The organism is Humiphilus diazotrophicus, assembly GCF_059726315.1.
Genome location: NZ_AP040870.1, coordinates 1,841,322 through 1,863,532, shown reverse-complemented (window position 1 = coordinate 1,863,532; position 22,211 = coordinate 1,841,322). Strand labels below are relative to the sequence as shown.

The 22,211-nt window shown below is 52.3% G+C and carries 19 protein-coding genes; 8 read left to right on the top strand and 11 right to left on the bottom strand.

Annotation, left to right across the window (positions count from 1 at the left end):
* Nucleotides 1-193 precede the first annotated feature (193 nt).
* Nucleotides 194-454 (bottom strand): hypothetical protein, encoded by a 261-nt coding sequence (locus AC6I7T_RS08885; protein WP_497793007.1) that lies wholly within the window; start codon nucleotides 452-454, stop codon nucleotides 194-196.
* A gap of 42 nt (nucleotides 455-496) precedes the next feature.
* Nucleotides 497-1,042, bottom strand: a complete 546-nt coding sequence (locus tag AC6I7T_RS08880) for an SET domain-containing protein (protein WP_497793006.1) — start codon at nucleotides 1,040-1,042, stop codon at nucleotides 497-499.
* 103 nt (nucleotides 1,043-1,145) lie between these two features.
* Here AC6I7T_RS08880 and AC6I7T_RS08875 point away from each other — a divergent pair, with 103 nt between their 5' ends.
* Nucleotides 1,146-1,820, top strand: coding sequence for a tetratricopeptide repeat protein (locus AC6I7T_RS08875; protein WP_497794579.1), 675 nt, complete (start codon nucleotides 1,146-1,148; stop codon nucleotides 1,818-1,820).
* A 1-nt stretch (nucleotide 1,821) separates the two neighbouring features.
* Here the strand turns inward: AC6I7T_RS08875 and AC6I7T_RS08870 are convergent, their stop codons facing one another.
* Nucleotides 1,822-2,658, bottom strand: a complete 837-nt coding sequence (locus AC6I7T_RS08870) for a prepilin peptidase (RefSeq protein WP_497794578.1) — start codon at nucleotides 2,656-2,658, stop codon at nucleotides 1,822-1,824.
* 71 nt (nucleotides 2,659-2,729) lie between these two features.
* Between AC6I7T_RS08870 and mazG the strand changes: the two genes are divergently transcribed.
* From mazG to AC6I7T_RS08845, 5 genes are all read left to right on the top strand, one after another.
* On the top strand, nucleotides 2,730-3,611 hold the full coding sequence (gene mazG, locus AC6I7T_RS08865) for a nucleoside triphosphate pyrophosphohydrolase (RefSeq protein ID WP_497793004.1): 882 nt from the start codon (nucleotides 2,730-2,732) through the stop codon (nucleotides 3,609-3,611).
* Between the two features lie 6 nt (nucleotides 3,612-3,617).
* Complete coding sequence (locus AC6I7T_RS08860) at nucleotides 3,618-4,430, top strand: GNAT family N-acetyltransferase (RefSeq protein ID WP_497793003.1); 813 nt, start codon at nucleotides 3,618-3,620, stop codon at nucleotides 4,428-4,430.
* Nucleotides 4,420-5,544, top strand: a complete 1,125-nt coding sequence (gene menC, locus AC6I7T_RS08855) for an o-succinylbenzoate synthase (RefSeq protein WP_497793002.1) — start codon at nucleotides 4,420-4,422, stop codon at nucleotides 5,542-5,544. The genes AC6I7T_RS08860 and menC overlap by 11 nt, the downstream gene beginning before the upstream one ends.
* Nucleotides 5,545-5,735: 191 nt before the next feature.
* Nucleotides 5,736-6,491, top strand: coding sequence for a Bax inhibitor-1/YccA family protein (locus AC6I7T_RS08850; RefSeq protein ID WP_497793001.1), 756 nt, complete (start codon nucleotides 5,736-5,738; stop codon nucleotides 6,489-6,491).
* Between the two features lie 448 nt (nucleotides 6,492-6,939).
* Nucleotides 6,940-7,863 (top strand): DUF2076 domain-containing protein, encoded by a 924-nt coding sequence (locus AC6I7T_RS08845; protein WP_497793000.1) that lies wholly within the window; start codon nucleotides 6,940-6,942, stop codon nucleotides 7,861-7,863.
* A gap of 83 nt (nucleotides 7,864-7,946) precedes the next feature.
* Here AC6I7T_RS08845 and AC6I7T_RS08840 read toward each other — a convergent pair whose 3' ends face one another.
* The 3 genes from AC6I7T_RS08840 to AC6I7T_RS08830 all read right to left on the bottom strand — a co-directional run bounded on the left by AC6I7T_RS08840 (nucleotide 7,947) and on the right by AC6I7T_RS08830 (nucleotide 12,289).
* Nucleotides 7,947-9,353, bottom strand: a complete 1,407-nt coding sequence (locus tag AC6I7T_RS08840) for an oligogalacturonate lyase family protein (RefSeq protein WP_497792999.1) — start codon at nucleotides 9,351-9,353, stop codon at nucleotides 7,947-7,949.
* Nucleotides 9,354-9,623: 270 nt separating this feature from the next.
* On the bottom strand, nucleotides 9,624-11,018 hold the full coding sequence (gene uxaC, locus AC6I7T_RS08835; protein ID WP_497792998.1) for a glucuronate isomerase: 1,395 nt from the start codon (nucleotides 11,016-11,018) through the stop codon (nucleotides 9,624-9,626).
* 407 nt (nucleotides 11,019-11,425) lie between these two features.
* A complete protein-coding gene (locus AC6I7T_RS08830) occupies nucleotides 11,426-12,289 on the bottom strand; it encodes a hypothetical protein (protein WP_497792997.1) in 864 nt (287 codons plus the stop codon).
* A 427-nt stretch (nucleotides 12,290-12,716) separates the two neighbouring features.
* Here AC6I7T_RS08830 and AC6I7T_RS08825 point away from each other — a divergent pair, with 427 nt between their 5' ends.
* Together AC6I7T_RS08825 and AC6I7T_RS08820 are read left to right on the top strand one after the other, a co-directional pair.
* A complete protein-coding gene (locus AC6I7T_RS08825; RefSeq protein ID WP_497792996.1) occupies nucleotides 12,717-13,109 on the top strand; it encodes a bactofilin family protein in 393 nt (130 codons plus the stop codon).
* 471 nt (nucleotides 13,110-13,580) lie between these two features.
* The gene (locus AC6I7T_RS08820; RefSeq protein ID WP_497792994.1) at nucleotides 13,581-14,129 is read left to right on the top strand and encodes an SAM-dependent methyltransferase; all 549 of its coding nucleotides are present in this window, start codon (nucleotides 13,581-13,583) and stop codon (nucleotides 14,127-14,129) included.
* 75 nt (nucleotides 14,130-14,204) lie between these two features.
* On the opposite strand, the gene AC6I7T_RS08815 is transcribed toward AC6I7T_RS08820, so the two are convergent.
* From AC6I7T_RS08815 to AC6I7T_RS08795, 5 genes are all read right to left on the bottom strand, one after another.
* The gene (locus tag AC6I7T_RS08815) at nucleotides 14,205-17,045 is read right to left on the bottom strand and encodes a TonB-dependent receptor (protein ID WP_497792993.1); all 2,841 of its coding nucleotides are present in this window, start codon (nucleotides 17,043-17,045) and stop codon (nucleotides 14,205-14,207) included.
* A 45-nt stretch (nucleotides 17,046-17,090) separates the two neighbouring features.
* A complete protein-coding gene (locus AC6I7T_RS08810) occupies nucleotides 17,091-18,287 on the bottom strand; it encodes a hypothetical protein (RefSeq protein ID WP_497792992.1) in 1,197 nt (398 codons plus the stop codon).
* A 182-nt stretch (nucleotides 18,288-18,469) separates the two neighbouring features.
* A complete protein-coding gene (locus AC6I7T_RS08805; RefSeq protein ID WP_497792991.1) occupies nucleotides 18,470-19,075 on the bottom strand; it encodes a TetR/AcrR family transcriptional regulator in 606 nt (201 codons plus the stop codon).
* 131 nt (nucleotides 19,076-19,206) lie between these two features.
* Complete coding sequence (locus tag AC6I7T_RS08800) at nucleotides 19,207-20,700, bottom strand: NADH-quinone oxidoreductase subunit N (RefSeq protein ID WP_497792990.1); 1,494 nt, start codon at nucleotides 20,698-20,700, stop codon at nucleotides 19,207-19,209.
* Nucleotides 20,700-22,208 carry a complex I subunit 4 family protein gene (locus AC6I7T_RS08795; protein ID WP_497792989.1) on the bottom strand — a complete coding sequence of 503 codons (1,509 nt, stop codon included), beginning with the start codon at nucleotides 22,206-22,208 and terminating at the stop codon, nucleotides 20,700-20,702. The genes AC6I7T_RS08800 and AC6I7T_RS08795 overlap by 1 nt, the downstream gene beginning before the upstream one ends.
* Between the last annotated feature and the right edge of the window lie 3 nt (nucleotides 22,209-22,211).

Genomic DNA, 22,211 nt, shown 5'->3' with positions numbered 1-22,211 from the left:
CTCGTTTCCCGCACAAAAGCCGTAGGAGACCCCATAAGCCGCGGTCGTGCATTCCGCCGGTGCCCAATTAGATGTTGTCGCGATTCAATTTCAGAGGGGTTCCGCAGTAATCAGCTACTATTTTACCTGCTTGAATCCAGATTTGCTTGGCTGATCGGGGGATGTGGGGACGAGAAAACTGGGATGGCCTGACTCAGTGGCGGATCCAGACCCAGGAGATCAAACCTGCCAGAAGAATAAGAGCCAGGGTCAAGAGCGCCTGACCATGATGCCGCATCTTGTTTTCCGCCAGATGCGGAAGAAGCCAATATGCGGCGTTAACCAGCCCCAGGCTGAGAATAACCGGGACCAGCCACACCGCTGAACTGGTAGAGCCTGGAATTATCGCCAGCAGTAGCGCACAGCCAACGAGCGCGGTTGTATTTGCTATCAGGATCTGTCGCACCTTGCTCATAGAATCCCTTTTCCGGCTGACCCAGATGTTACATTGCCAACGCTATCTTTGGGCCATCTTTTTGCGGCCAGAGCTTTTTCCCGAAGCCTTTTTGTTCTTGTTCCTGTTGGTTTTGGAAGCAAGAAGCTTCTTTTCAGCCCTGGCTTTCCGTTCTTGTTTCGCTTTTTCTTTGGCCCGGCGTTTCAGCTCCTCAGGAGAGTACATCGATTGGCGGCAATTCTTGGAACCGCAGTTGCAATATGCTTCGTCCTCTCCTCCATCGTAGAGGTAATAGTCGTAGGTAAGTTCCTCTCCAGCCTTGATATCGCGGATGGCCGTAATCCAGACTCGCCCGTCTATCTCTTCCGTTTCACAGTTGGGATCACAGGAATGATTGATAAACATTGCTGTGCCGTGTCCGTCTATTACGGTAGAGCCGTCGCCGATACCAAAGAGGTAAGTTGTAGGGGAGTTCTCGTATTTTTCGTCAGCCACCTCTTTGGAGATGCGGCGACCAGTGTATTCGACTACGCGGGCGCCTTTGGAAACTGGGGTGGTTGTATAGCAGCCGGCGGCGTGAATGGCTGAGGAGCGGATCATTAAACCCATGGAAAGTGCTTACATTCCTTTTTAAAGAAATTGTATGGAAGTATCGAAACCTTTTGGACGCATCGTATCACTGCATGATGGGAGGCTTAAAATAAGAGTGGCTATGCATCGTTCCCTGATGAGTATCGCACTCTCGGCAGGCTTGCTGCTTTCCGGGCAAATCTATGCTCAGCAGCAAAAGGACGCCGAGCCGTCTACCCCTGCACCCGCAAAGACGGATTCCAACCAGCAGAAGCCTTCCGAGGACAAGACTGCACCAAAGAAGAACACCAATGCAGACGACAATCCTTTCCCGGAGGATGTGTCTCGCAAGGCTGCTGAAGATGCCACAAAACAGGGAAATGAGAACGATGCCGATGCTCCTAAGGTGCAGCCTGTCTCTCCCGGAGAGAGTTCAAGCGCAACCCGCCTTATGGACCTTGGCGACTGGGATGCCGACAGATCGAAAGATAAAAGCTCTGGAAACACCCAGATTCCGGCAGAGTTTCGCGATCCTAAGCGAGCGGCCGAGGATGACCGGATCGGCAAGTTCTATATGGACAAGGGAAATTGGTTTGCCGCCTATAACCGCTTTAAAGATGCCTTAATGTTCGAGCCGGACGATGCAGACGCGGCGTATGGATTGGCGGAAGCTGCTTCGAAGATGAGAAAGACTCCGGAAGCGATTGCGGCCTATAAGAAGTGCCTGGAATTGGATCCGGATGGCCCTCATGCGAAGGCCTCTCAGAAGGCACTAAAGAGCCTGGAAGGACCGGGCAAGGAATCTTCCCGAAAGTAGCCTATAAAAACCCTTCATACCAATGCAGAGTGGCTGGTCCGAAGAAGATGGCGTAAAGCCCGGCTAGGCATAGGAATGTGCCTAAGGGAATCTGGCGCTCAGCCCATGTTTCTTGGCCATCCCGGCGAAAGCTCAGCAGAAGTAACGAAAACAGCGCTCCGGTAACGACAGCGAGGAAGAAAATCAGCAGCATCTCTTTCAAGCCCAGCCATGCCGTGAGCATAGCCACCAGCTTGGCGTCGCCTAGTCCAATCCCTTCACGGTGCCGGATGCTCTGATAAATCCACCGGATCAGCAGGATTGCCAAGGCTGCGCATACAACTTTTCCCAGTGCGAAAAGAATTTCCCTTAGGCTTTTTTCGGGAGTTGTTTCCCAGATCCATCGCCAGAAGACTTGCCACCCCATTCCCAGCACAATACCTGTCCAGGTGAATTCGTTTGGCAGGAGTAATGTCTCCCAATCCATTACAGCAAGGCCCAACAGAAGGAAGCAGAGGAGTGCGCTTCCCGCTGCCGCCACTGCGGAAAAGGGAAAGCTTAGCTGTGTATCCTGGGCATAGAACTTCAAGAAACATGCAATCCAGAGCCCCGCTGTCCCAATTTCGACCAGTGGATATCTCCAACTGATGGGGGCCTTGCAGGAGCGGCACCGTGCTCTCAACACGATCCAGCTGATCAGTGGCAGGTTATCGTACCAAGCGATCATCGCCCCGCAATGCATGCAGTGCGACCTTGGGCTCACGATTGACTGGTCTTCGGGCAGACGGGCGATACAGACATTCAGAAAGCTGCCGAAAACGAGTCCGAGAACCGCGACTAAGCTGATTTCCCAGAGCATCATCCGGTCCAGATTACCTTGTAAGTCTTCTTCTTACGATTCTTGACCGACAATCGAGTAGAGTTAAAGGTATGGAAACCGCTGCTCAATTGCCTGATGCTGCTCGTGCTGCGTCCCTTTTTGCCGAGGCGGTGGCCATCATGGCCCGTTTACGCTCTCCCGAAGGCTGTCCCTGGGATCGGGAGCAGTCCTTCGACTCTATCCGCAAATACACGCTGGAAGAAGCTTACGAGGTCTTCGACGCAATTGAGCGCCGACACTGGCCCGATCTGGCTGAAGAGCTGGGAGATCTGCTGTTGCAGATTCTTTTCTATGCGCAAATGGCGACCGAGGAAGGCCATTTTTCTATCTCCGATGTGATTCAGCATTTGAATCGCAAGCTGATTCGGCGCCATCCTCACGTCTTCGGCGATGAAGCATCCGCTGCGGCAGGAAACTCCGCAGATGTGGATTCCAATGCGACCGCATCGGCCCAGGTTCTGCGCAATTGGGAGCTGATCAAGAAGGCTGAAAAGGCCTCCAAGCAGCAGGGAGATGTTTCAGAGAAGGAATCTCGCTTATCCGGGGTGCCGCGCATTATGCCGGCGCTGATGGAAGCCTCCAAGCTGGGCTCTGCCGCTGCAAAGGTCGGTTTCGACTGGAAGGATACTTCGGGGCTCTTCGACAAGCTGTCGGAAGAGACAGCCGAGCTCAAGGAAGCGATGGCAACCGAGTCTGCCGAAGCCAGAAAATCGGCTGTGCAGGGTGAAGTTGGAGATTTGTTGTTCACCCTCGTCAATCTGGCCCGCCATCTTCATGTCGATCCGGAAATGGCTCTTCGCCAGACCAACTTGAAGTTTCGGAAGCGCTTCCATTCTATGGAGGCTCTGTCTTCCCGGGCTCTGGAAGAACTTTCCGCCGATGAGCTGGAAGAGCTTTGGATTAAAGCGAAACAAAAGGAACTGCCTGAGTAGCCAACGATGATTCTTGTACGTGAAGTACGTAGTTTCGAGGAGTTAGCTGCATGTGTTGCTCTGCAGATTGAAGTATGGGGATATGACGATGAGGATGTTGTTCCCCGTCGCATGTTCCTACTGGCGCAAAAGATAGGCGGGCAGGTCTTTGCCGCGTTTGACACCGGCATACCCGGTACCTCAAGTGAAGGCGAAGCGGCGAATATGGCCGGTTTTGCCATGGCTCTTCCTGGAATTCGAGATGGCCACGCTTACCTGCATTCGCACATGCTTGCAGTGCGTCCTGCGTATCGGAATCGGGGACTCGGAAAACAATTAAAGCTAGCTCAACGTGAGGATGCTCTGGCTAGAGGTATCTTATTGATGGAATGGACGTTTGACCCACTTGAGATCAAGAACGCATTCCTCAATATCCACAAGCTCGGAGCCATAGTGCGGCGCTACACCCCGAACTTTTATGGTGTATCCTCATCTCGGTTACAAGGTGGTTTGCCAACCGACCGTCTACATGCGGAATGGTGGATGGATACCTCTCGAGTCAGGCAAGCTATCGCAGGCAAGCTCCCCCTTGCGTCTGAGGTCCAAGAAACGATTACGGTGCCGGGCGCGATTTACGAATGGAAGAGCTCTCCTGATGATCAGGAGAAGGCTTGTAGCGTGCAGTCCGAAAACCGGCAACGTTTCATGCATGCATTTTCCAATGGTTTAGCAGTCATAGGTTTTACCCGGGAAGCAACTGGTAACGGAACCTTTCAGTTAGGGAAGTGGCAAGACCCTACTCCCAATTCACAAGCGAGATCAGACTCTCATGAAAATTGATGCAATCCTTCTACGCGAACTGCACATACCTCTAGTTAAGCCGTTTGAAACCAGTTTCGGACGCACAACTGAGCGTCGCATTTTGCTAGCCGAAATTCGCGCCGAAGGTTTGACGGGGTGGGGTGAGTGTGTCGCGGGAGAACACCCCTACTTTAGCGAAGAGACAGTTGATACCGCCTGGACCGTCCTGCTGCAAGAGCTTGGCCCGTCGTTGGCCTCGGCTGATCCGGAACATGCCGGGAAGTGCCCTCATATTTTCGGCAGGGTACGTGGTCATCGTATGGCGAAAGCGGCTCTGGAAAATGCTGTGTGGGATCTGGAAGCCCAGATGGAGGGGGTTTCCCTGTCCAAGCTGATTGGTGGCGTCCGGGACACAATTCCTTGCGGTGTTTCAATCGGTATTCAGCCAAGCATTGAAGCTACTCTGGATGTTATTGATAAGGAACTGGCGGCTGGCTATCAGCGGATCAAGCTGAAATGCAAACCGGGCTGGGATGTTGAGTTGTTTTCTGCCGTTCGCAGCCGATGGCCCGAAGTCATGCTTAGCTGCGATGCGAATTCCGCTTATCGTCTGCGGGACAGCGATCATCTGGCAACCTTTGACGAATTCCGCCTGCTCATGATCGAGCAGCCTCTTTGGGCGGATGATTTCTACTACCACTCCATGCTGCAAAAACGCCTGGAAACACCAATTTGCCTCGATGAGTCCATTCACAACCGCCGGGACGCTCTGGCTGCCATCGAGATGGAATCCTGCCGGATCATCAATATCAAGTGTGGTCGAGTTGGTGGCTTCAGTGAGGCCATTGCCGTGCATAATGCTGCACACGAGCGGGGAATTCCCGTCTGGTGCGGCGGCATGCTGGAGACGGGAATCGGGCGGAGTCATAACATTGCCCTTTCGTCCCTGGAAAACTTCTCCTTGCCGGGGGACGTCTCTGCTTCGAAGCGCTACTGGGCCGAGGACATTATCGAGCCCGAGGTAGAAGTTTCGAAGAATGGCGAGATTACGGTGCCGACGGCAGCAGGAAGAGGATTCGAGGTTCGAACCGACCTTATCGACCGGCTCACGGTTCGCAAGGAAGAGATTCGAGCTCTGGAACTGGTCAGCTAGCAAGAATACTGATTCGCTCTGCATAGACATTTAAGGCTTTTTTTCGTCCAATGAGCGTACGGCAGGGAATTTGTCTCTGCTCCGGCTATAGGAATGGGAAGAGGCCATCTGTCGGCCGCTCGGTTCTTTTTCAGCGGAGCAACATCCATAATAGGTACAGGCCATGCAAGTGGCCGATAAAGAGGAATTCGATGGCATTAATGAAAACATCCAATCCCGTGCTGAATGGGGAAGTCTTTCGTGGCAATGGCTATGTAGCCACTAGCGAAATGATGACAATCTCGGGAACCGTCAACAAGACGGGAATCCTGATGCTTTGTGCCCTGGCTACGGCGGCTTGGACGTGGAGCCAGTTTATGACCTCTGAAGATCCCACCGTCGTTGGGCCTTACGTGCTCCTGGGCGGTATCGGAGGTCTCATCCTTGCCCTGGTAACGGTCTTCAAAAAGGAATGGTCAGCAGTAACTGCTCCGGCTTACGCGTTGGCCGAGGGCTTCGTGTTGGGTGGTGTGTCGGCCCTCCTGGAGGTTAGATTCCACGGGATCGCGATGCAGGCTGTTGGTCTCACCTTCGGTACGTTAATTGCCCTGCTGATTGCATATCGGGCAGGAATTATTCGTGCCACCGAAAAGTTCACTCTGGGAGTTGTAGCTGCAACCGGCGGAATCGCCGTCTTTTACCTGCTTACGATGGTCCTGGGCTTTTTCGGTATGCACTTCAACTCAGTCTTCGGAGCGGGACCGCTGGGTATTGGGATCAGCGTCGTGGTTACGATTGTGGCTGCTTTGAACCTGATTCTCGATTTTGCTTTTATTGAGAACGGGGCACGCGCCGGCGCTCCAAAGTACATGGAATGGTATGGCGCTTTTGGCCTGATGGTGACCCTGATCTGGTTGTATCTGGAGATCTTGCGCTTGCTTGCCAAGCTGAATAGCCGCAATCGCTAAAGCAAGTTTGAACAGTTGTACAGAGAGCGCCAGACCCGTCAGGTTTGGCGTTCTCTGTTTTAGAGCAAAACCAGCGTTACTATGTCCTATGCAAAGTCGGCGATGTGCAGGTTTTCTTGACGAAAAACCTGCGTAGGGAGTTGTGGCTCGGGATACACCTACACTGGTTTTGCTCTAGAGCATTTTTCGCAAAGACGTAGACCAAGACACAACAGCTTATGCGGCTTTCCGCTAAAGAAAGCCGCTCTTCGCGATCGTCGGCAAGTCTATACATATGAGAAAAATGCTCTAGTCGCTGCAAACAATATTGCTGCGTTGAAACTTCTGAAAGATTTGTAGCGTATTGATCTTCTGTGGACGACTCCCGGGCTGTGGCTGCGTCTAAGTCTGATAGCCGTGGAAGTAGTCCCACGAGAGGCCGTGAAGTCGAATTTACGGCCGAGGAGAAATGATGACTCCGCAAGAAAACCAGCTGCTGAATGATCTGTTACGGCGTGTACGCGAAACCAGGCTCACCGAAAAAGATCCGGAAGCTGAGCAGTTACTCCGTGATGGTTTAGCCAGTCAGCCGGATGCTATCTACATTCTGGCCCAGACTGCCTTAGTACAGAACATTGCGCTCGAACAGGCTGGATCGCAGATTGAACAGTTGAAGCAGCAGCTCCAGCAGGCCCAACAACAACGTCCGTCGCGTGCTACAAGCTTCCTCAGCGGCCTGTTAGGCCATCGTGACGAGCCGGAGCAGGCCCCTGCCGCGCAGATTCCGCAGCAACAACGACCTGGATTCGCTGGTCAGCCTCAATATCAGCAGCAGCCTCAGTATCAGCCGGTAGCTGTGCCCGCGGGTGGCTATGCCGGTCAACCGGCTCCACCTATGTCCGGCGGAGGTGGATCGAGCTTCTTGCGCTCAGCAGCAACAACTGCGGCTGGCGTTGCTGCCGGTGCTCTGGCGTTTGAAGGGATTCAGGCTCTGTTTCACGGAATGAGTCATCCATCCGGATTTGGCTATGGCTCGGGATTTGGAGGATTTGGTTCTCCCATGGGCATGAGCGGTTTTGGTAGCGCTCCTGTGGAAGAGACAGTCATCAACAATTACTACGATTCGTCTGATCCCAATCGCGAGCATCACGAACATGAGGCGAGTTTCGACGAGCGTCCGGGAGGGCATGAACAATTGGACCGCTCCGAGTATGAGCCTGACCGAAATTCCGCTCACCTGGAAAATGCCAGCTACGATCCTGCCGGGGATAGTAGCTCCCAGGATGACGATTTTCAGGATCAGGATGATCTTCAGGACGAGGATGCCGGTATGGATGATCTCGCCGATGATAGTGGGGATTTTTCCGGTGGCGATGACTCCAGTTTTGTCTAGACCTGATTAGGGAATCAGAACTTTCGTCGAGAAGAAGCAACAACAAAGGCTACTCCTGTGTGGGGGCAGCCTTTGTTGTTATGTTACTTAGTTGGAGCTTGAGCAAACTTAGCCGCAAGCTCAGGTGTGGATTGAATCTCCGATGGTGCCGGGTTTACAGCTTTGTCCACTTCGGCGGCAAAGACATAGCTGGGGCCGAACATGTTGCTGGTGAAGATAACCAGCTTCTTGTCCGGAGAGAAGCGCACGTTGGGTTCGAGTCGATAATTGTGGTGCGCCATATTGACCAGATGTTCAGAGTGGAAGGCTCCCGGTTGCCAGAAGTCTGGCTGGTTGAGTCCGGTAACATGCAATATCTCAGGATGAAAGAGTTCAATCCATTCTCCATCCGGGGCTTTAGCCACTTGTCCCGGATCGCCGCCATCACCGGTGAATAAGGTTTCGCCCTGCGTCAGATTGAAGTGAATCGACCATTCATTGCGTTGCATATGGTAAGCAATGCGTTTATGGGTCTCCAAGTTATAGCCCGCCAGGAAGAAGTCCTCTCCCTTGGGATATTGCCAGTCATACCAGATGGTCTTGCCGTCGAGCCCCCAGAACTCATGGCCCGCGATCTCCATTGCCATGGTGCGTTTATGGATGAGTTCGTTATGAGTGCCGTCGGTATGGATCATCCAGATGCGATCGACTTTTTGCCAGGGTCCTTCATGACAGTACATGAGCAGGTTGGGGTCCGTAGGAGAAAAGAGCAGATGCCCGATCCAATCCGTGGAGTGGAAAAGGGTATTGACCTTGCCTGTATCCAGATTGACGGTGAAGAGAACAATTGGAATCTGTGCAGCCAAGCGGCGTTCCATCATCTCGCCTTTGCCTTCCGGCTGAACGAGGAATCCCGATTGCGGTGCCTGTTCCTTGGTTCCCGCTTTTTGTGCGGGAGGAAGGCGGTTCCTTCCGTAGTCTTGTGCCGCTCCCTCGTCTGTTTCTGCGTAGGTGCCAACTCCGAGAGTCTCATCGGCATTGATGGAAGCAATATTGGCACGTGGAGGAAGTGTTGCTAACTTTTTCACTTCGCCGGTATCGATATCCGCTTTGTAAATCGTACTTAACTTCGTATCTATATCGAATTTCGAGAAGAAGACGGAGTTTGTCTTTCTTCCGACGACGATTGCGTGCACGTTACGGAAGAAGAACGGCATCGCCCCCGGAGCAGTTTCGGCGGGACGTGGTGGATTGGGGACAAGCAAACGTGTTTTTCTTGTCGCCATATCCAAAACGTGAATTCCATCCGGGGCGTTATAAACCATCCGCTTACCGTCTGGCGTATAAGCGTTGACGTTGAAGTAAAAGCCGGAAGAACCGGGTTCATCGGTAAGGCGGATAACTCGATGTCCCGTGTCTTTGTCTATCCAGGTGGCCGGAGGGTTCTCGGCGTGAAGCATAGGTATAACGGCAGCGAAAAATACGACAGCTTTAAAAGCCAGGCGATGCATTAGAGAAGCGTGCTCCTTCGGCACTTAAAATCCGGTGCGATTCCGGCGGAGAAGTTACTTGAGAATGTATTCAACTTTCCTGAATTCAAAGCAGAACATACACTTCCGCCGGAATCATAGCGCGAATGTTTTATACGCTTCCTAAATGCAAATGGGAACTTATTTCTTGGCGGGAATTGCAGTTGGATTCTGTGTATTCCTGGCGCTCGAATAGGCAAAAAAAGAGAGCCCCTTGAAGAGCTCTCTTTCGCGGATCAAGAACTTCGATGTTTAGAGTTTGTAAGCCTTCTTCACGAATCCGTTGGTCAGCTGATAAGCGAGATCGAAAGCTTCGTCTTCTTCAATACGATGTTCGGCTACCAGCCTTGCCAGGAACGAGCAATCGACGCGTCGTGCTACATCGTGACGTGCCGGGATGGATAGGAAAGCCCGGGTATCGTCGTTGAAGCCTACGGTGTTGTAGAAGCCAGCAGTTTCTGTGGCTTGTTCACGGAAGCGCATCATGCCTTCAGGACTGTCATGGAACCACCATGACGGACCAAGGCGCAGTGCGGGATAGTGTCCAGCTAGAGGCGCAAGCTCGCGACTGTAAGTCGATTCATCCAATGTGAAGAGAATCAACGTAAGGTTGCGATTATTGCCATAGCGACTGAGTAGGGGCTTCAGCGCCTGGACATATTCGGTTGGAGAGGGGATATCGGCTCCCATATCGCGACCGAATTTCTCATAGATCAGATGATTGTGATTACGACTGGCTCCTGGGTGCAATTGCATTACGAGCCCGTCTTCGATGCTCATACCGGCGGACTCGGTCAGCATTTGTGCCCGGAAGAGTTCTTTCTCTTCAGCGGCTGCATGCCCCTTCAGAACCTTGTGGAAGAGCTTCTCGGCGTCATCGCGGCTCAGGTCTGCGGTTAAGGCCGTCGGATGTCCATGGTCAGTGGAAGTAGCTCCGGCTGCCAGGAAGCGCTTGCGGGCGCAACGTAGGGCACCCAGGTATCCGGACCACTTTGTCGTGTCTTCTCTGGTTTGTTCTCCAAGACGCGCGACGTTTTCGGCAAACCCTGAGAAATCCGGATCGACCACCGGGTCAGGCCTGAAGGCCGGGATTACGCGTCCCTTCCATCCGGACTGCTTAATAGCCAAGTGGTGTTCCAGGGTATCGAGAGGAGAGTCGGTCGTTGAGAGAACTTCAATCTTGAATTTTTCAAAGAGGGCACGGGGACGGAAAGATGGCTGCTGAAGCTTCTCACTGATGATGTCGAAGAGGCGGTCGGCATTGTCTGGTGACAGCCGTTCTTCGATACCGAAGAGTTCGCTAAAGGCAAAGTCCAGCCACATGCGACTAGGCGTTCCGCGGAAGAGATAGTAGTGATCGGCAAAGATCTTCCAGACTTCGCGGGGATTTTCGATCTTCGCTTTGCCGACTCCCAGGCTTTCTAGCTCGATGCCTTGCGAGTACAGCATCCGGAAGACGTAATGATCCGGCTTGATAAACAGAGTCGATGGATCGGGAAAAGGTTCGTCATACGCAAACCAACGCGCATCTGTATGGCCATGCGGGCTGATGATGGGTAGTTCACGCACGCTGATGTAGAGACGCCGTGCGACGTCACGTGTCTTTGGATCAGCAGGAAAGAGTCGATCTGGATTCAGCAGTGCCATGGCGATCAGTCTAAATCTGCCTTTACTTGAAAATTGTGTTCTGTGTTACGCAATAAGGCTATTCGTTTCGTAATTCGAACACAATGATTCAAATATCAAACAAATTCAAGGATTTGCTTTCTGTCGGGCTGGTGATGCCTGTCAAATTCTTTATTGGGAATAATTTAAGATGGCAGCCGCATTCTCATGTTGCGAAACTGCATATGCATTCTTTGGGACGCCGGTGGAAATTGTGCCTGGGTTTTGTGTAACCAAACCTTCAAAAGGATCTGATCGAGCATAGATACCCTGAGGTTGGCAGTCGCGGCAATCTCAGGGAACCAGAGGCAGGTTTGCTGGGGGCCCCGGGCTTTAGCGGAAAGCTGCGTGTGCCTCTGTGGCTTCGTCTACCTCTTTGCGGGAGAGGCCTAACGGTGGGCTACTTGTGGTTTGTCTGCCTGTAGAATCTTGATTGCCTCGCGATAACCCATTTGCGAGATGAGCTGGAAATCGAAGGCGTCTTCCGTCGTATTCAGACGAAGAGTCTTGAGCATGAGAATTTTGCCGGTGATATTCAGCTTCATATGGGTAGTTTCCCAATGGTGGTTGCCTACATCGGATTGTTCTATAACCAGAGTTCCGCCCTTATAGAGCCTGCCTAGAATGCCCCAGCCGAAATCGACATCCTCGATTAATCGGGCATCGAGTTTAACCAGGCGCTCCTGATTCTTATCTACCCAGATCTCTCCTGACATTCCGTGATAGACCTGGGCCTCCCGGTCCGGTGGGACGAACTGGGGATTGGGGTGAAAAGTGAGGCGGTAACATGGCCCGTTATGGCCCTCTGCCATGCCTGCGTAGGTGTAAAGAAAGGCATTCGGCAGGAGTTTAATCATCTTGTTCGCCCGGCTGCTATCTTCCTTTTCTCTTCTTTGCCTGCGGGCCTGGATGGAGGGATCGGCTAGCAGCGTCTCCAGCCGATCCTCTTCGGCCTTTGCCTGCTCGCTGGTCAACGGCTTGTCGGCAATTGCGATCAATCTGGCGACATTGCCATCCTTGGTTTCGATGATCTCTTTGGTTGTAGTGTTTCTCTCGTCTGCTTTACGAAGCTTGAAGCGGACAGGCTGGCCTGGGCCAAAGGCTGCCAGTTCATTCTGAGTGGCGCGGCGAACCAAAGCGTTCGGATCGGGTCCGGTTCCGGGACTTTGTTGAAAGCCGAACACTCCTGGTGGGGTAAGTAGGAGGGCTATCGTAGAAGTCCTCAAAAGAACACGAAAAGCTTGCATCGTCATCTTCTATTTCCCGCACCCGCAGGGTGCACCTCTCTTGATTCCTATTTTCTCTCTTCTGCGATTCCGCAACTAGTTCAGAGATTAGATGTTTGGTCCCTGTTTCACGCTTCTATTACCGTTATTGGACCGGATATTGCTCCTTCTTACCACCTTGCGTATAGTGCGGGCATAGCAGCGCACTTGGAAAGCCTGTTATGAACTTCTCGGATAACAGTGGCGACGGCAAGTTTTTTTGAATCCAAGCAGTGAAGGGGTACAGTGCGATGATCGACCTAAGCGACGAGAAAAACGGGGCTTCCTCAGAGAATTCTTATTTCTGGGACAAAGCGTTTGCCCCGCGATTTCGGCCCCATCCTGAGTCAATTTGCCCTCCATCGGCACGAATCCGGAGGGAATAAAGGCTCAAAAGCTCTTTAGGAGAAACTACATGGCTGGAGAAGGCACGACTGCCGTAATCGGGAAATCTGTTGAAATAAAAGGTGAAGTGAAGGGCAGTGAAGACCTCTTAATTGAGGGGCGTATGGAAGGAAACATTACGCTTACCGAGAGCCGCCTGACCATCGGTGCAAATGCACACGTGAAGGCAAACGTTGCGGCTCGTGACATCGTAGTTATGGGTGTGTTGGAGGGCAATATTCAAGCAACAGGGCGGGTCGAATTGCGTCAGGGCTCCCAGGTTACCGGAGATGTTCGGACAGCCCGCCTTTCCATTGAAGACAATGCCATCTTCCATGGCAAGGTAGACTTGATTCAGCAGACCTCTCAAGCTGGCAAAGAGATCGGCACTCCGGCGGCAGCTGTGGCTGCCCGTCAGGGGTAGGATTCTCGTAGAGCATTTTCATCGGGGTTGTGGAGAATTGGAATTCTCGTGTGGTTCCAAGACGAGAAAGAACGGCCTGATTCGAGATCGACAACGATGAAAATGTCTCTGTACAGGTTGACCGTTTGCTTTCGGTGCCGATGTAGCAGTTGAGGCCTTAGTGTGCCGGAATCGCTTCTTCTCGATGCGGCTGGCGATTTTGGTCTACATTTACGTCTCAAGTGTTAATGCGGTAGTACGGTTTCATTGGCATTTTTGGACTGGTGCTTTTTTCACAGTGGACGCTGGTTGGTTGCATTTGCTTGAGTACAGCAGATGTGAAAACGCGATAGCCGAGAGAATCGAGAGGGAGAAGAGGTCACGGTGTTACGCAACATCTTTGGTAAGTCAAGGCCCGAATCTGAGAAATCAATCACGCCTACTGTTCTTTCTGGCCCTCGGATTCCTCGACACTCGAGCGGGTGGTCTGCCTTGCAGAAACAGCTCAAAGAGGACAGCGGGCTTCGCTTCCTGGATATTGGACCGACTTCGCCGAGTAATATCAATTTCCTGACCGGGATGGGACATTCGGTGTACATGGCCGACTTGGTTCATGAATCACGGGTCGGTAACTGGCAATTGCCTTCCGCAGAAGGGGAAGAGCCTGCATGGAATATCGATGGTTTTCTGGAACAGAACCTGAATTTCTCCGGCCGCATGTTCGATGTGGTATTGCTATGGACCACCCTGGATTATCTTCCCGAGGCATTCATCGCTCCCGTAATTACCCGTCTTCACGAAAGCATGAATGAGGGTGGCAGGATTTTGGCTCTCTTCCATACGCGCAAAACAGGTGGGGATACTTCCTTCTATCGCTATCACCTGACTGAAGGGGATGAGATCGTCATGCAGGAGAGTGAGCCATTCCCGATTGAGCGGGTCTTTACCAATAGGAGTATTGAAAAGCTCTTTGAGAGTTTCTCGGGATATAAATTCTTTCTGGCCAAAGACAATGTCTATGAGGTCATCATCACTCGGTAGCGAACAACGAGCTTACAAAAGTAAACGGGGCAGATTCCTTGAGGAACCTGCCCCGTTTGCTTTGTATCAATGAGCCTAGAAGTTGAAGTTCATCTGCAGATCGATGGTGCGATTGGCGGAGCCTCCACCGAAGAAGCCTCCTGCCAGTGCTGTCGATTTACCGAAGGTGTCTGCTCCGAGCACCCCATTGGGTTGGGCGAGGCTCACGTTGTTGAAGATGTTTCGTCCTGCCGCGATAAAGGTCAGACTATAACGGCGGGGAACTGTAGCATCGAGCCGTGGAGGTCCACCAGCGTTTCCGCTTAATCCTCCAGGGCCCATTCCTCCACCCATATGTCTGCCGCCACCGGGGCCGTGCATTCCACCGCCGGAAGGTCCTTGACCACCTTCGATTTTGGGGCCGATGCCGATGGTCTTGCTTACGCGTAGATTCATGCTGAATTGTCCCGGGCCATCGCCATAGTTGATCGGAATACGAGCGTCACTCACGCTTGGAGTCAGGTTGAAACAGCGTCCCTTGTAAACGAACTTGGGATCGGAATTGCTCGCATTGCAGGTAGCAAACGAGGGACGATCGTTGAACTGTCCGTCTCCGTTGAGATCGTCACTGACGACGATGTTGTAAGGCGTGCCGGAGGCGGCAACCACAAACGGGCTCAACGAGAACTGATATGGAAGCATCACGTTTCCGCCAAGTACAAAACGATGCGTGACACTAAAGGTCGTGCGTCCATAATCGGCGCTTGGCGCCGAGGGATTCGATGGAAAGTAGTTGGCCCCGGAGGTATTCGAATCGGCATGATTGAACATGTAAAAGCCAAAGGTTGAAACCCGGCGATTGCTGACTCTGAAATTTGCAATCACCTGGTTCTGCTTGTAGATGCCACCTGATTCGAATTGGTAAGTGTTCTCCGAAAGCAGTGAGGCATTCGGATGATTGATTGCAGAAATGTTGTTGGTGTATAGCGCATGGACGCCCCGCGAGTTGATGTAGGTTACGGAGGCTGTTGAACCCTTCGCGATCTGACGTTCCAATACCAGCGCAGCCTGCATGTTAATGGGAGCATGCACGTTGGGATTTATATTGTAGATCACAGCAGCCTTGCTATTAACGGCGGTGCCATCGCTTGAGTATCTCGCTGTTGTCTGGTTGAGACCATCGAGCCGGATGGCCTGCATGACATAGTCGACGTCGAAGCGGTCATAGAACCATCCATAGCCACCACGCAGCACAGTCTTTGCGGGGGTCTTGCCATGACCATCCAGCGCCCAGGCAAATGCAATACGAGGGGCATAGCTGAAGTGATTGTTAATTCGACTCTGCCCTTCAACACGTAATCCATAGCTCATTGTGAAGCTGGGATTCACTCGCCAGTCATCGCCAATAAACACCGCTCCGTCAAAGAGCGTTGCGCGTGTGGTAGCACGGTTGACGGTCGTTATCTGGTATTGCGCGTAGTGTGTGCGCTTATCAAACTGTAGATCTTTATCCTGCTCGTAATCTTTGAGCTTGGAGTAGGTGTAGCGTCCATTCGATCCGGAGATGCTGTAGCTGGCTTCTCTATCTGTGCGTAGACGCGTGCCAAAGCGAAGGGTGTGATTTCCTAGAGATGCTGTCGAATAATTTTGAAGTTCAAAGAAATCGGAGTTGCCCCGAGAGTCCCCAGAGTTGCTGCCGCCTCCTGTAAAGCGACCTTGCACACTGATTGTAGGCGTACGGTTGAGGGCGATTTGACTGCTGCGGTCCCGGCGATATTGGAAGCGGGTTTCGTTTACAAGGTGTGGTCCCAGTACTTGCGTATCACTGATTTGCAAGGTGTGTTCCTGGCTCTCCTGGTTATTTGCCTGCTCAGCCAAGGAAAGCTGTCCCACTCCGTTGTTTTCAGAGGTGCTCCGTTCGTATTCATAACGGACGGTCAGTGTGTTTGTCGGGGTTAGCTGGAAATCAAGTCTTGGATTGATCTCGAAGCGGGTCCGGGGATGAGAAACCGCTTGTACTTGCTGCACTCCATCATCCTCTTTTGCGCCTGTAGCTCCTGGAGTCGGGACAGTGGCATTGACTACCGAGACATCCTGGGTATTACGCCGGAATGCAGAGATAAACCAAGAAGAGCTCTTGTTGATTGCTCCTCCGGCATTCCCGTGGAAGAAATAGGAGTAGTAATCCGGGCGGGTTTTGAGAAAGGGATTATTGGAGTTAAATACAGAATCGTTTCCACTCACCATCAGAGATCCGTGAAATTTATCGGTCCCTGGTTTGGTCAGGATTTCGATTCGGCCATAACCTAACTTGTCATATTCCGGAGTGAACGGGTTCTGATTGACGCGGATCTCACGGATCGAGGATTTCGGAGGCAATTGTCCGCCACTGAAACCGTCGATGTAGATCTGCCCCCCGTTCGGGCCTGCGGAGGGACCGGCGAGTGCGTTGAGTTCGTCCGAGAGTTGATCCGGATCGTCTGACAGAGCATCCAGATCCTTGCCCTTGATGACAATAGCACTGGCGTTGTTCGATGCTTCTGTGCTGATTCCGGCATTTTCATCGGAAACGACAACTTGTTGTTGGTCACTCTGAATTGCTAAAGAGATATTTCGTTGACGGGCTTGTCCGGCTGCAATGGCGATTGGTTTGGAAGCGTAAACAGCGAAGCCCTGGGCTGCTGCCTGCAGGGTGTATGTCCCAGCCGGAAGGTTCTGGATCTCGTATCCACCGGAAGCAGAAGATTTAACCGTTGCAACGGTTTGTCCATTCGCGCCAAGTACGGTGATCGTTGCATTTGGCACGACCGCTCCAGCAGGATCTACCACCTGGCCATGAATGGAACCCATAGCTGCCTGTCCCTGTACCCATTTGCAGGGGCAGAGAACCAGCAGAAAGAACAACAAAAGATAAAGCGAGATTGAGTGTGTTTTCACAGTTCTCCCAACAACTAATGAATACAAATTCGAGTTCAGGTGGATTTACTGCGCGTCAGCTCCGCCGCCCTGACTGGAGCTAAGATTCCAGCCGGAAAGCAAATTTTGGCTGCCACTGGTTGACGCCTGGAACATTGGTTCCACCCCCGCTACAAGCATGACCACCGAAGCGGGCTTGGTTGCTGATCCCTCTGTGGAGACAATCATGAGTGCATCGCCCTTTTTGAGTTCAGCAAGAGAAATCGCTGGTGCGTGTGACAGCATCTGTTGCAGATCGCCGCCCTGTCTTGGAGGTCTCATCCCCTCGGCCTGAGGACCGGCAGGTGCTGCTCCGGCGGGTGGTCCACCTGCAGCTGGTCTTTGTGCCGCTCCGGGTGCTCCACCCTTGAGGCGCATGGCAAGCATTTGAGCCATTTCCTGCGGAAGCTTATGAAGTTGCGAATCGGCATTCAGGTGCAGCGATACAGGTTTTTTGGTGATCAGATCGTTCAAGATCAAGGTGTTATCCGCAACGTTGACAGCCTGAACGGTGGCTGCCAGATTCCTGAATGTTCCTGAGACGATCTCGGTGGCAGAAAATGCTTTGCCCTCATCTCCACGAGTTCCGCGTGCCCGCAGTTGATCGCCTGGCTTGACTGCGCTAAGTGGCGCAGCTTTTGCGTCGTTAAATTCGATTGAATCGGGGGCATAGCGGCGCAGGATTGTATTTGGGGTGATCTGAATCACCATGACGCCCGATTGATGGCTCGTGACCGTTATGGTGTTGGCTGCAGCATCCACAGACTGAACCAAGCCGCCAATACCGTTGCGCTGCCAATCTTCTCTTTCTTGCTGTTGCTTTTGCGCGATATCGGCTTGCTTCATTGCGATAACGGAGGAAGCAAGATAAGACTTTCCGTCATCGGAAGGCGTTGTTTTCGAGAGGATGCGGTCGCCCACCTGGATATCGTTTACTGCAATTGCAGCGGCTCCGGAAAGACTCTTCTGGCCGGGAAGTGTGCGTACGATACGGGTCTGATCGTTAACAACAAGAGTTGCCGTTTCACCTGTATCGGTCTTGATCGTGATGCTATTTCCCTGGACGGCGGTAACCGTTCCAATCAGGCGGGATGCAGCTTTGCCCGCTTGCTGCGTGTCCTGCGAAGCCTCAAGAGTTACAGATGCCAGACCAGCTTGAGAGCCAGTTGCACCAACATAGATACCGAGGGTTATGGCTAAGACACTTTTTGCGGCAGTGTTCATGTTCTTTCTTTTCGTAATAGCGCTACAAACTCCCGTTTCAGGAACATAGAAATCGAGAGGATGTCTTCTGGCTCAGACGTCGTACTTTGAAGAAAAGTTTCACCAGGGAGATATGCGGAGAACAGGCGTTCCCGCTTTTGCATATTTCCAGGCTGAATTGCCTGAAATTTCAGAGGAGTAATTCAGCTATTCGGAGAATTCGATGAATCTGCTGTCCCAAGCAGTGGGAGGATCAGAGAAAAGACCGAGCTAGAGAATGCTGTTGCGTCAGGGCGGTTTTCTCGGTGCAGCCACTCCTGGGCGGTTCCGTAAATTGCCCAGCTAGCCGCGGTTGCAGACAAGCCCGGTGCTGTTTCTTCTTTGAGCGGGACCTTGCTTAGTCCTTCAAGCAGAATCTTCTCCACATAGTCTTGAATGATGCATTCAATGAAGGGTTCCAGATGCCGCTGCTTCTGCTGGCAGTTGCCATGAATCTGAACAAGGAAGTCACATACCGCAAGAATCAGGGTACGAATTGCAGACGGGCAGCTTCCGTCATAGTGGATATTGCGTGCACGCAAAAGTGCAACGAACTCCTGGCGAACGAGATCCTCTACAAGAGCAGATTTGTCGGTGTAATGGTCGTAAAAGGTCGCACGGTTCACCGTCGATCGCTCAGAGATGTCCTGAACTGAGATATCGTCGAAAGGCTTCTCCTTCAGGAGACTAACCAGAGCCGCACGCAACATCTGCCGGGTCCGACGAATTCGAGGATCTAGCTTCTCTTCTCCAATGTCGAAATTCACCACATCAATATTTTACCAGGGATGTGTTAGATGGGCGTCACCTGTTTATTAGGCATCAAGTGTTGGTTAAGGGAGAGGGAAGGCCCTCCAGGGTCTCGAACTGAGGCCCTGGATATCAAACGTGATAAGGAATTTTAGAAACCGAGAATGGGAAGTGCCTTCTGTATCGGATTCAGTAGCAGATTCGGTGTGCAGCCGAGGAGAATCACTGCCAACGCGATAGACGACAGAATGCATTGGGTGAGAAAGGGGACCCGCACCTCTGCTGCTTCCTCAGGCGGCGCCTCCACGTAAACCTTCTTCAGAACCTGCAGATAGTAATAGAGGGAAACCGCGCTCATCGCGATAGCCAGAATTACCAGCCAGAGAAAGCCTAACCTTCCAAAGCTGGAACCAAGTGCTCCGGTGAAGAGGTAGAACTTGCCAAAGAAGCCAGCTAACGGAGGAATCCCAGCCAAGGAGAGCAGGAAGATGAACATGCAGAAGGCTGGAATGGGAGCGCGTTTGCTGAAGCCTGCAAAGTTCGAAAGCTTGTCGCTCCCGGTAGCTTGTTCCACGATCGCGATTACGCCGAAGGCTCCTACTGTAGTTAGCGCATAGGTAATGACGTAATAGATCAGTCCGCCAATGCTCTGCCGAGTGTGGGCCATGATGCCAAGCAACATGTATCCGGCGTGTGCAATCGCCGAATAGGCCAATAACCGCCGCACACTGCTTTGAACAATCGCGACCAGATTGCCCAGTACCATCGATGCGATCGCAAGAATGCCAAGTGTTAGGACCCATCCCGCGGTGCGGTCATGCAGAGAATTGCTTCCTTGTGCATTGGCAAACCCAATCATCATGACCTGAGAGAAGATGAAGAAGCTTGCTACTTTGGAGCTTGAGGCGATAAATGCCGCACTTGGTGTTGGTGCTCCTTCGTAGGCATCGGGAGCCCAAAGATGAAATGGTACGGCCGCCACTTTAAAGCCAAATCCAATGATAGTAGTGACGATGGCAACCATCACCAAGGGATCGAGAGGGGAACCCTGAATGGAGCGAGCGATATCTACCAGATTGGTTGAGCCGGAGGCTCCATAAAGGAAACTAAGGCCAAAGAGCAGAAAAGCTGCGGACATTCCTCCGTAGAGGAAGTACTTCATAGCTGCTTCAGCGGATCGGATATTTCGCTTATTGAAAGCCGTCATCGTATACAGCGACAAGCTCAGCAATTCGAGAGACACAAAGATCAACAAAATGTCCTGCGTGCCCACCAGGAAGAGCATGGCTGTTGTCGCCAGCAATACGAAGAGTAGGTATTCCCCAATATGATCTGTAAAGGTAGCGGATACAGAAAGTCCGATGGTCAGAATTGCCAATACCAGCAGTGCCATCTGTACCAGCTGGATAAGCGGATTCAATACCAGCATCCCATTTAGGACGTTGACGTGCTGCGGGTGAAAGCAGATCCAGGCAATTGAGAGTACGCACCCGAGGCAAGCGATGAGAGCTTCAATACCGAAGCGATGCTTTATCTCTTTGTGCCGCAGAGCCATCAGATCGACTGCCAGTGTTACCAATGCCGCGATAACGAGAATCGTCTGCGGAATCGTTAGCTGGAAGAGCAATGTGTAATTGATTGACATTATTGCCAGCCTCCTTTCCGTAGACCATCGAATAAGGGAGAGTTCAAGGCTGGCATGATGAGATCTAGAAGTACCTTAGGATAGAGGCCAACTACAACGCTTGTTCCTATCAGGAGTGCGGCGCCTAATTTTTCTGCAATGGAAATAGGTGGTAGAGGATGCTCTTCTTGTTGGGCGGCCTGATCGGGTTCGGCAAAGAACGCCTTCTGTAAGGCCCGCCATGTATATGCAATGCCGATTACGATGCCAACACCAACGAGAACGGCGAAGCCAGGGAAGGAACGCCAGGTGCCAATCAACACCTGAAGTTCTGCAACAAACCCACTAAAGCCAGGTAATCCGATGGATGCCATTCCGGCGATTACGAAAGTAAAGGCCGCGAAGGGAATAGTCTTGCTCAGGTGAAAGCCCGGCAGTTGCGTCAAATCACGGGTGTGGGTGCGGCTATAGACCATGCGTCCAACCACAGCAAAGAGCAGCCCTGCGATGATTCCATGGGAGAACATCTGCAGTACCGCGCCATCCATTCCGATCTGATTCAGCGTCATGAGTCCAAGCAGGACAAAACCCATGTGGCTGACGCTGGAAAAGCCAATAACAAACTTAAAGTCTTTCTGGACTAAGGCCACCATTGCGCCATAAACAATGCCGATGATCGCCAGTAGCGCAAAAACATCTCTCCACGAACCGAGGCCCAGGACATGAAATCTCCATGGGTCCATACCGTGTGGGAAAAGGCTCATGGCCACACGCAAGCATCCGTAAGCGCCAAGCTTCATGATGACTCCGGCGAGCAGCATAGACGCTGCTGTAGGAGCTGCAACGTGGCCGGTTGGCGCCCAGGAATGGAAAGGCCACAGGCCTGCAAGAATCGCGAATCCCAGGAAGACCAAAGGGAAGGCCCACATCTGAAAACTGACGGGAAAGGGATACTGGCTTAACTCGATGAGGCTCATCGTCTTCATTCCAGAGACGACATAGGCTGCCATCATTCCGATCAGCACCATTGCGCTACCGACGAAGGAGTAGAGGGCAAGCTTCATCGCTCCGTATTCGCGTCGGGTCGATCCCCAGATCGCAATCAGGAAATACTTCGGAACGATAGCGATTTCGTAGAAGACAAAGAGCAGAAAGAGATCGAAGCTCAGAAAGACGCCGTAGACTCCGCCGATCAACGCCAGAAAGAAGGCAAAGAACTCATTCGTGCGATGATCGATATCCCAGGAGAACAGTACTCCCGCTACCGCTGCAATTCCAGTCAGCAGGAGCAGTATCATGCTGATTCCATCTGTGGCCAGGTGGTATTCAAGCCCCAGGGAGGGAATCCAGGGAATTCGTGTGACCGTCCGGATAGTTTCGCTGCCATGCCCCATACTCAGGAGCACGATGAGCAGACTCGCAACTGTAGCCGTGAGGGCGACAATGCGGGCAACCGTCGGTTTGCTCTTCGGCAAGATAGCCAGGAATAAGGCCCCGAAGAAGGAAATGTAGATCGTCCAAGCGAGCATAGT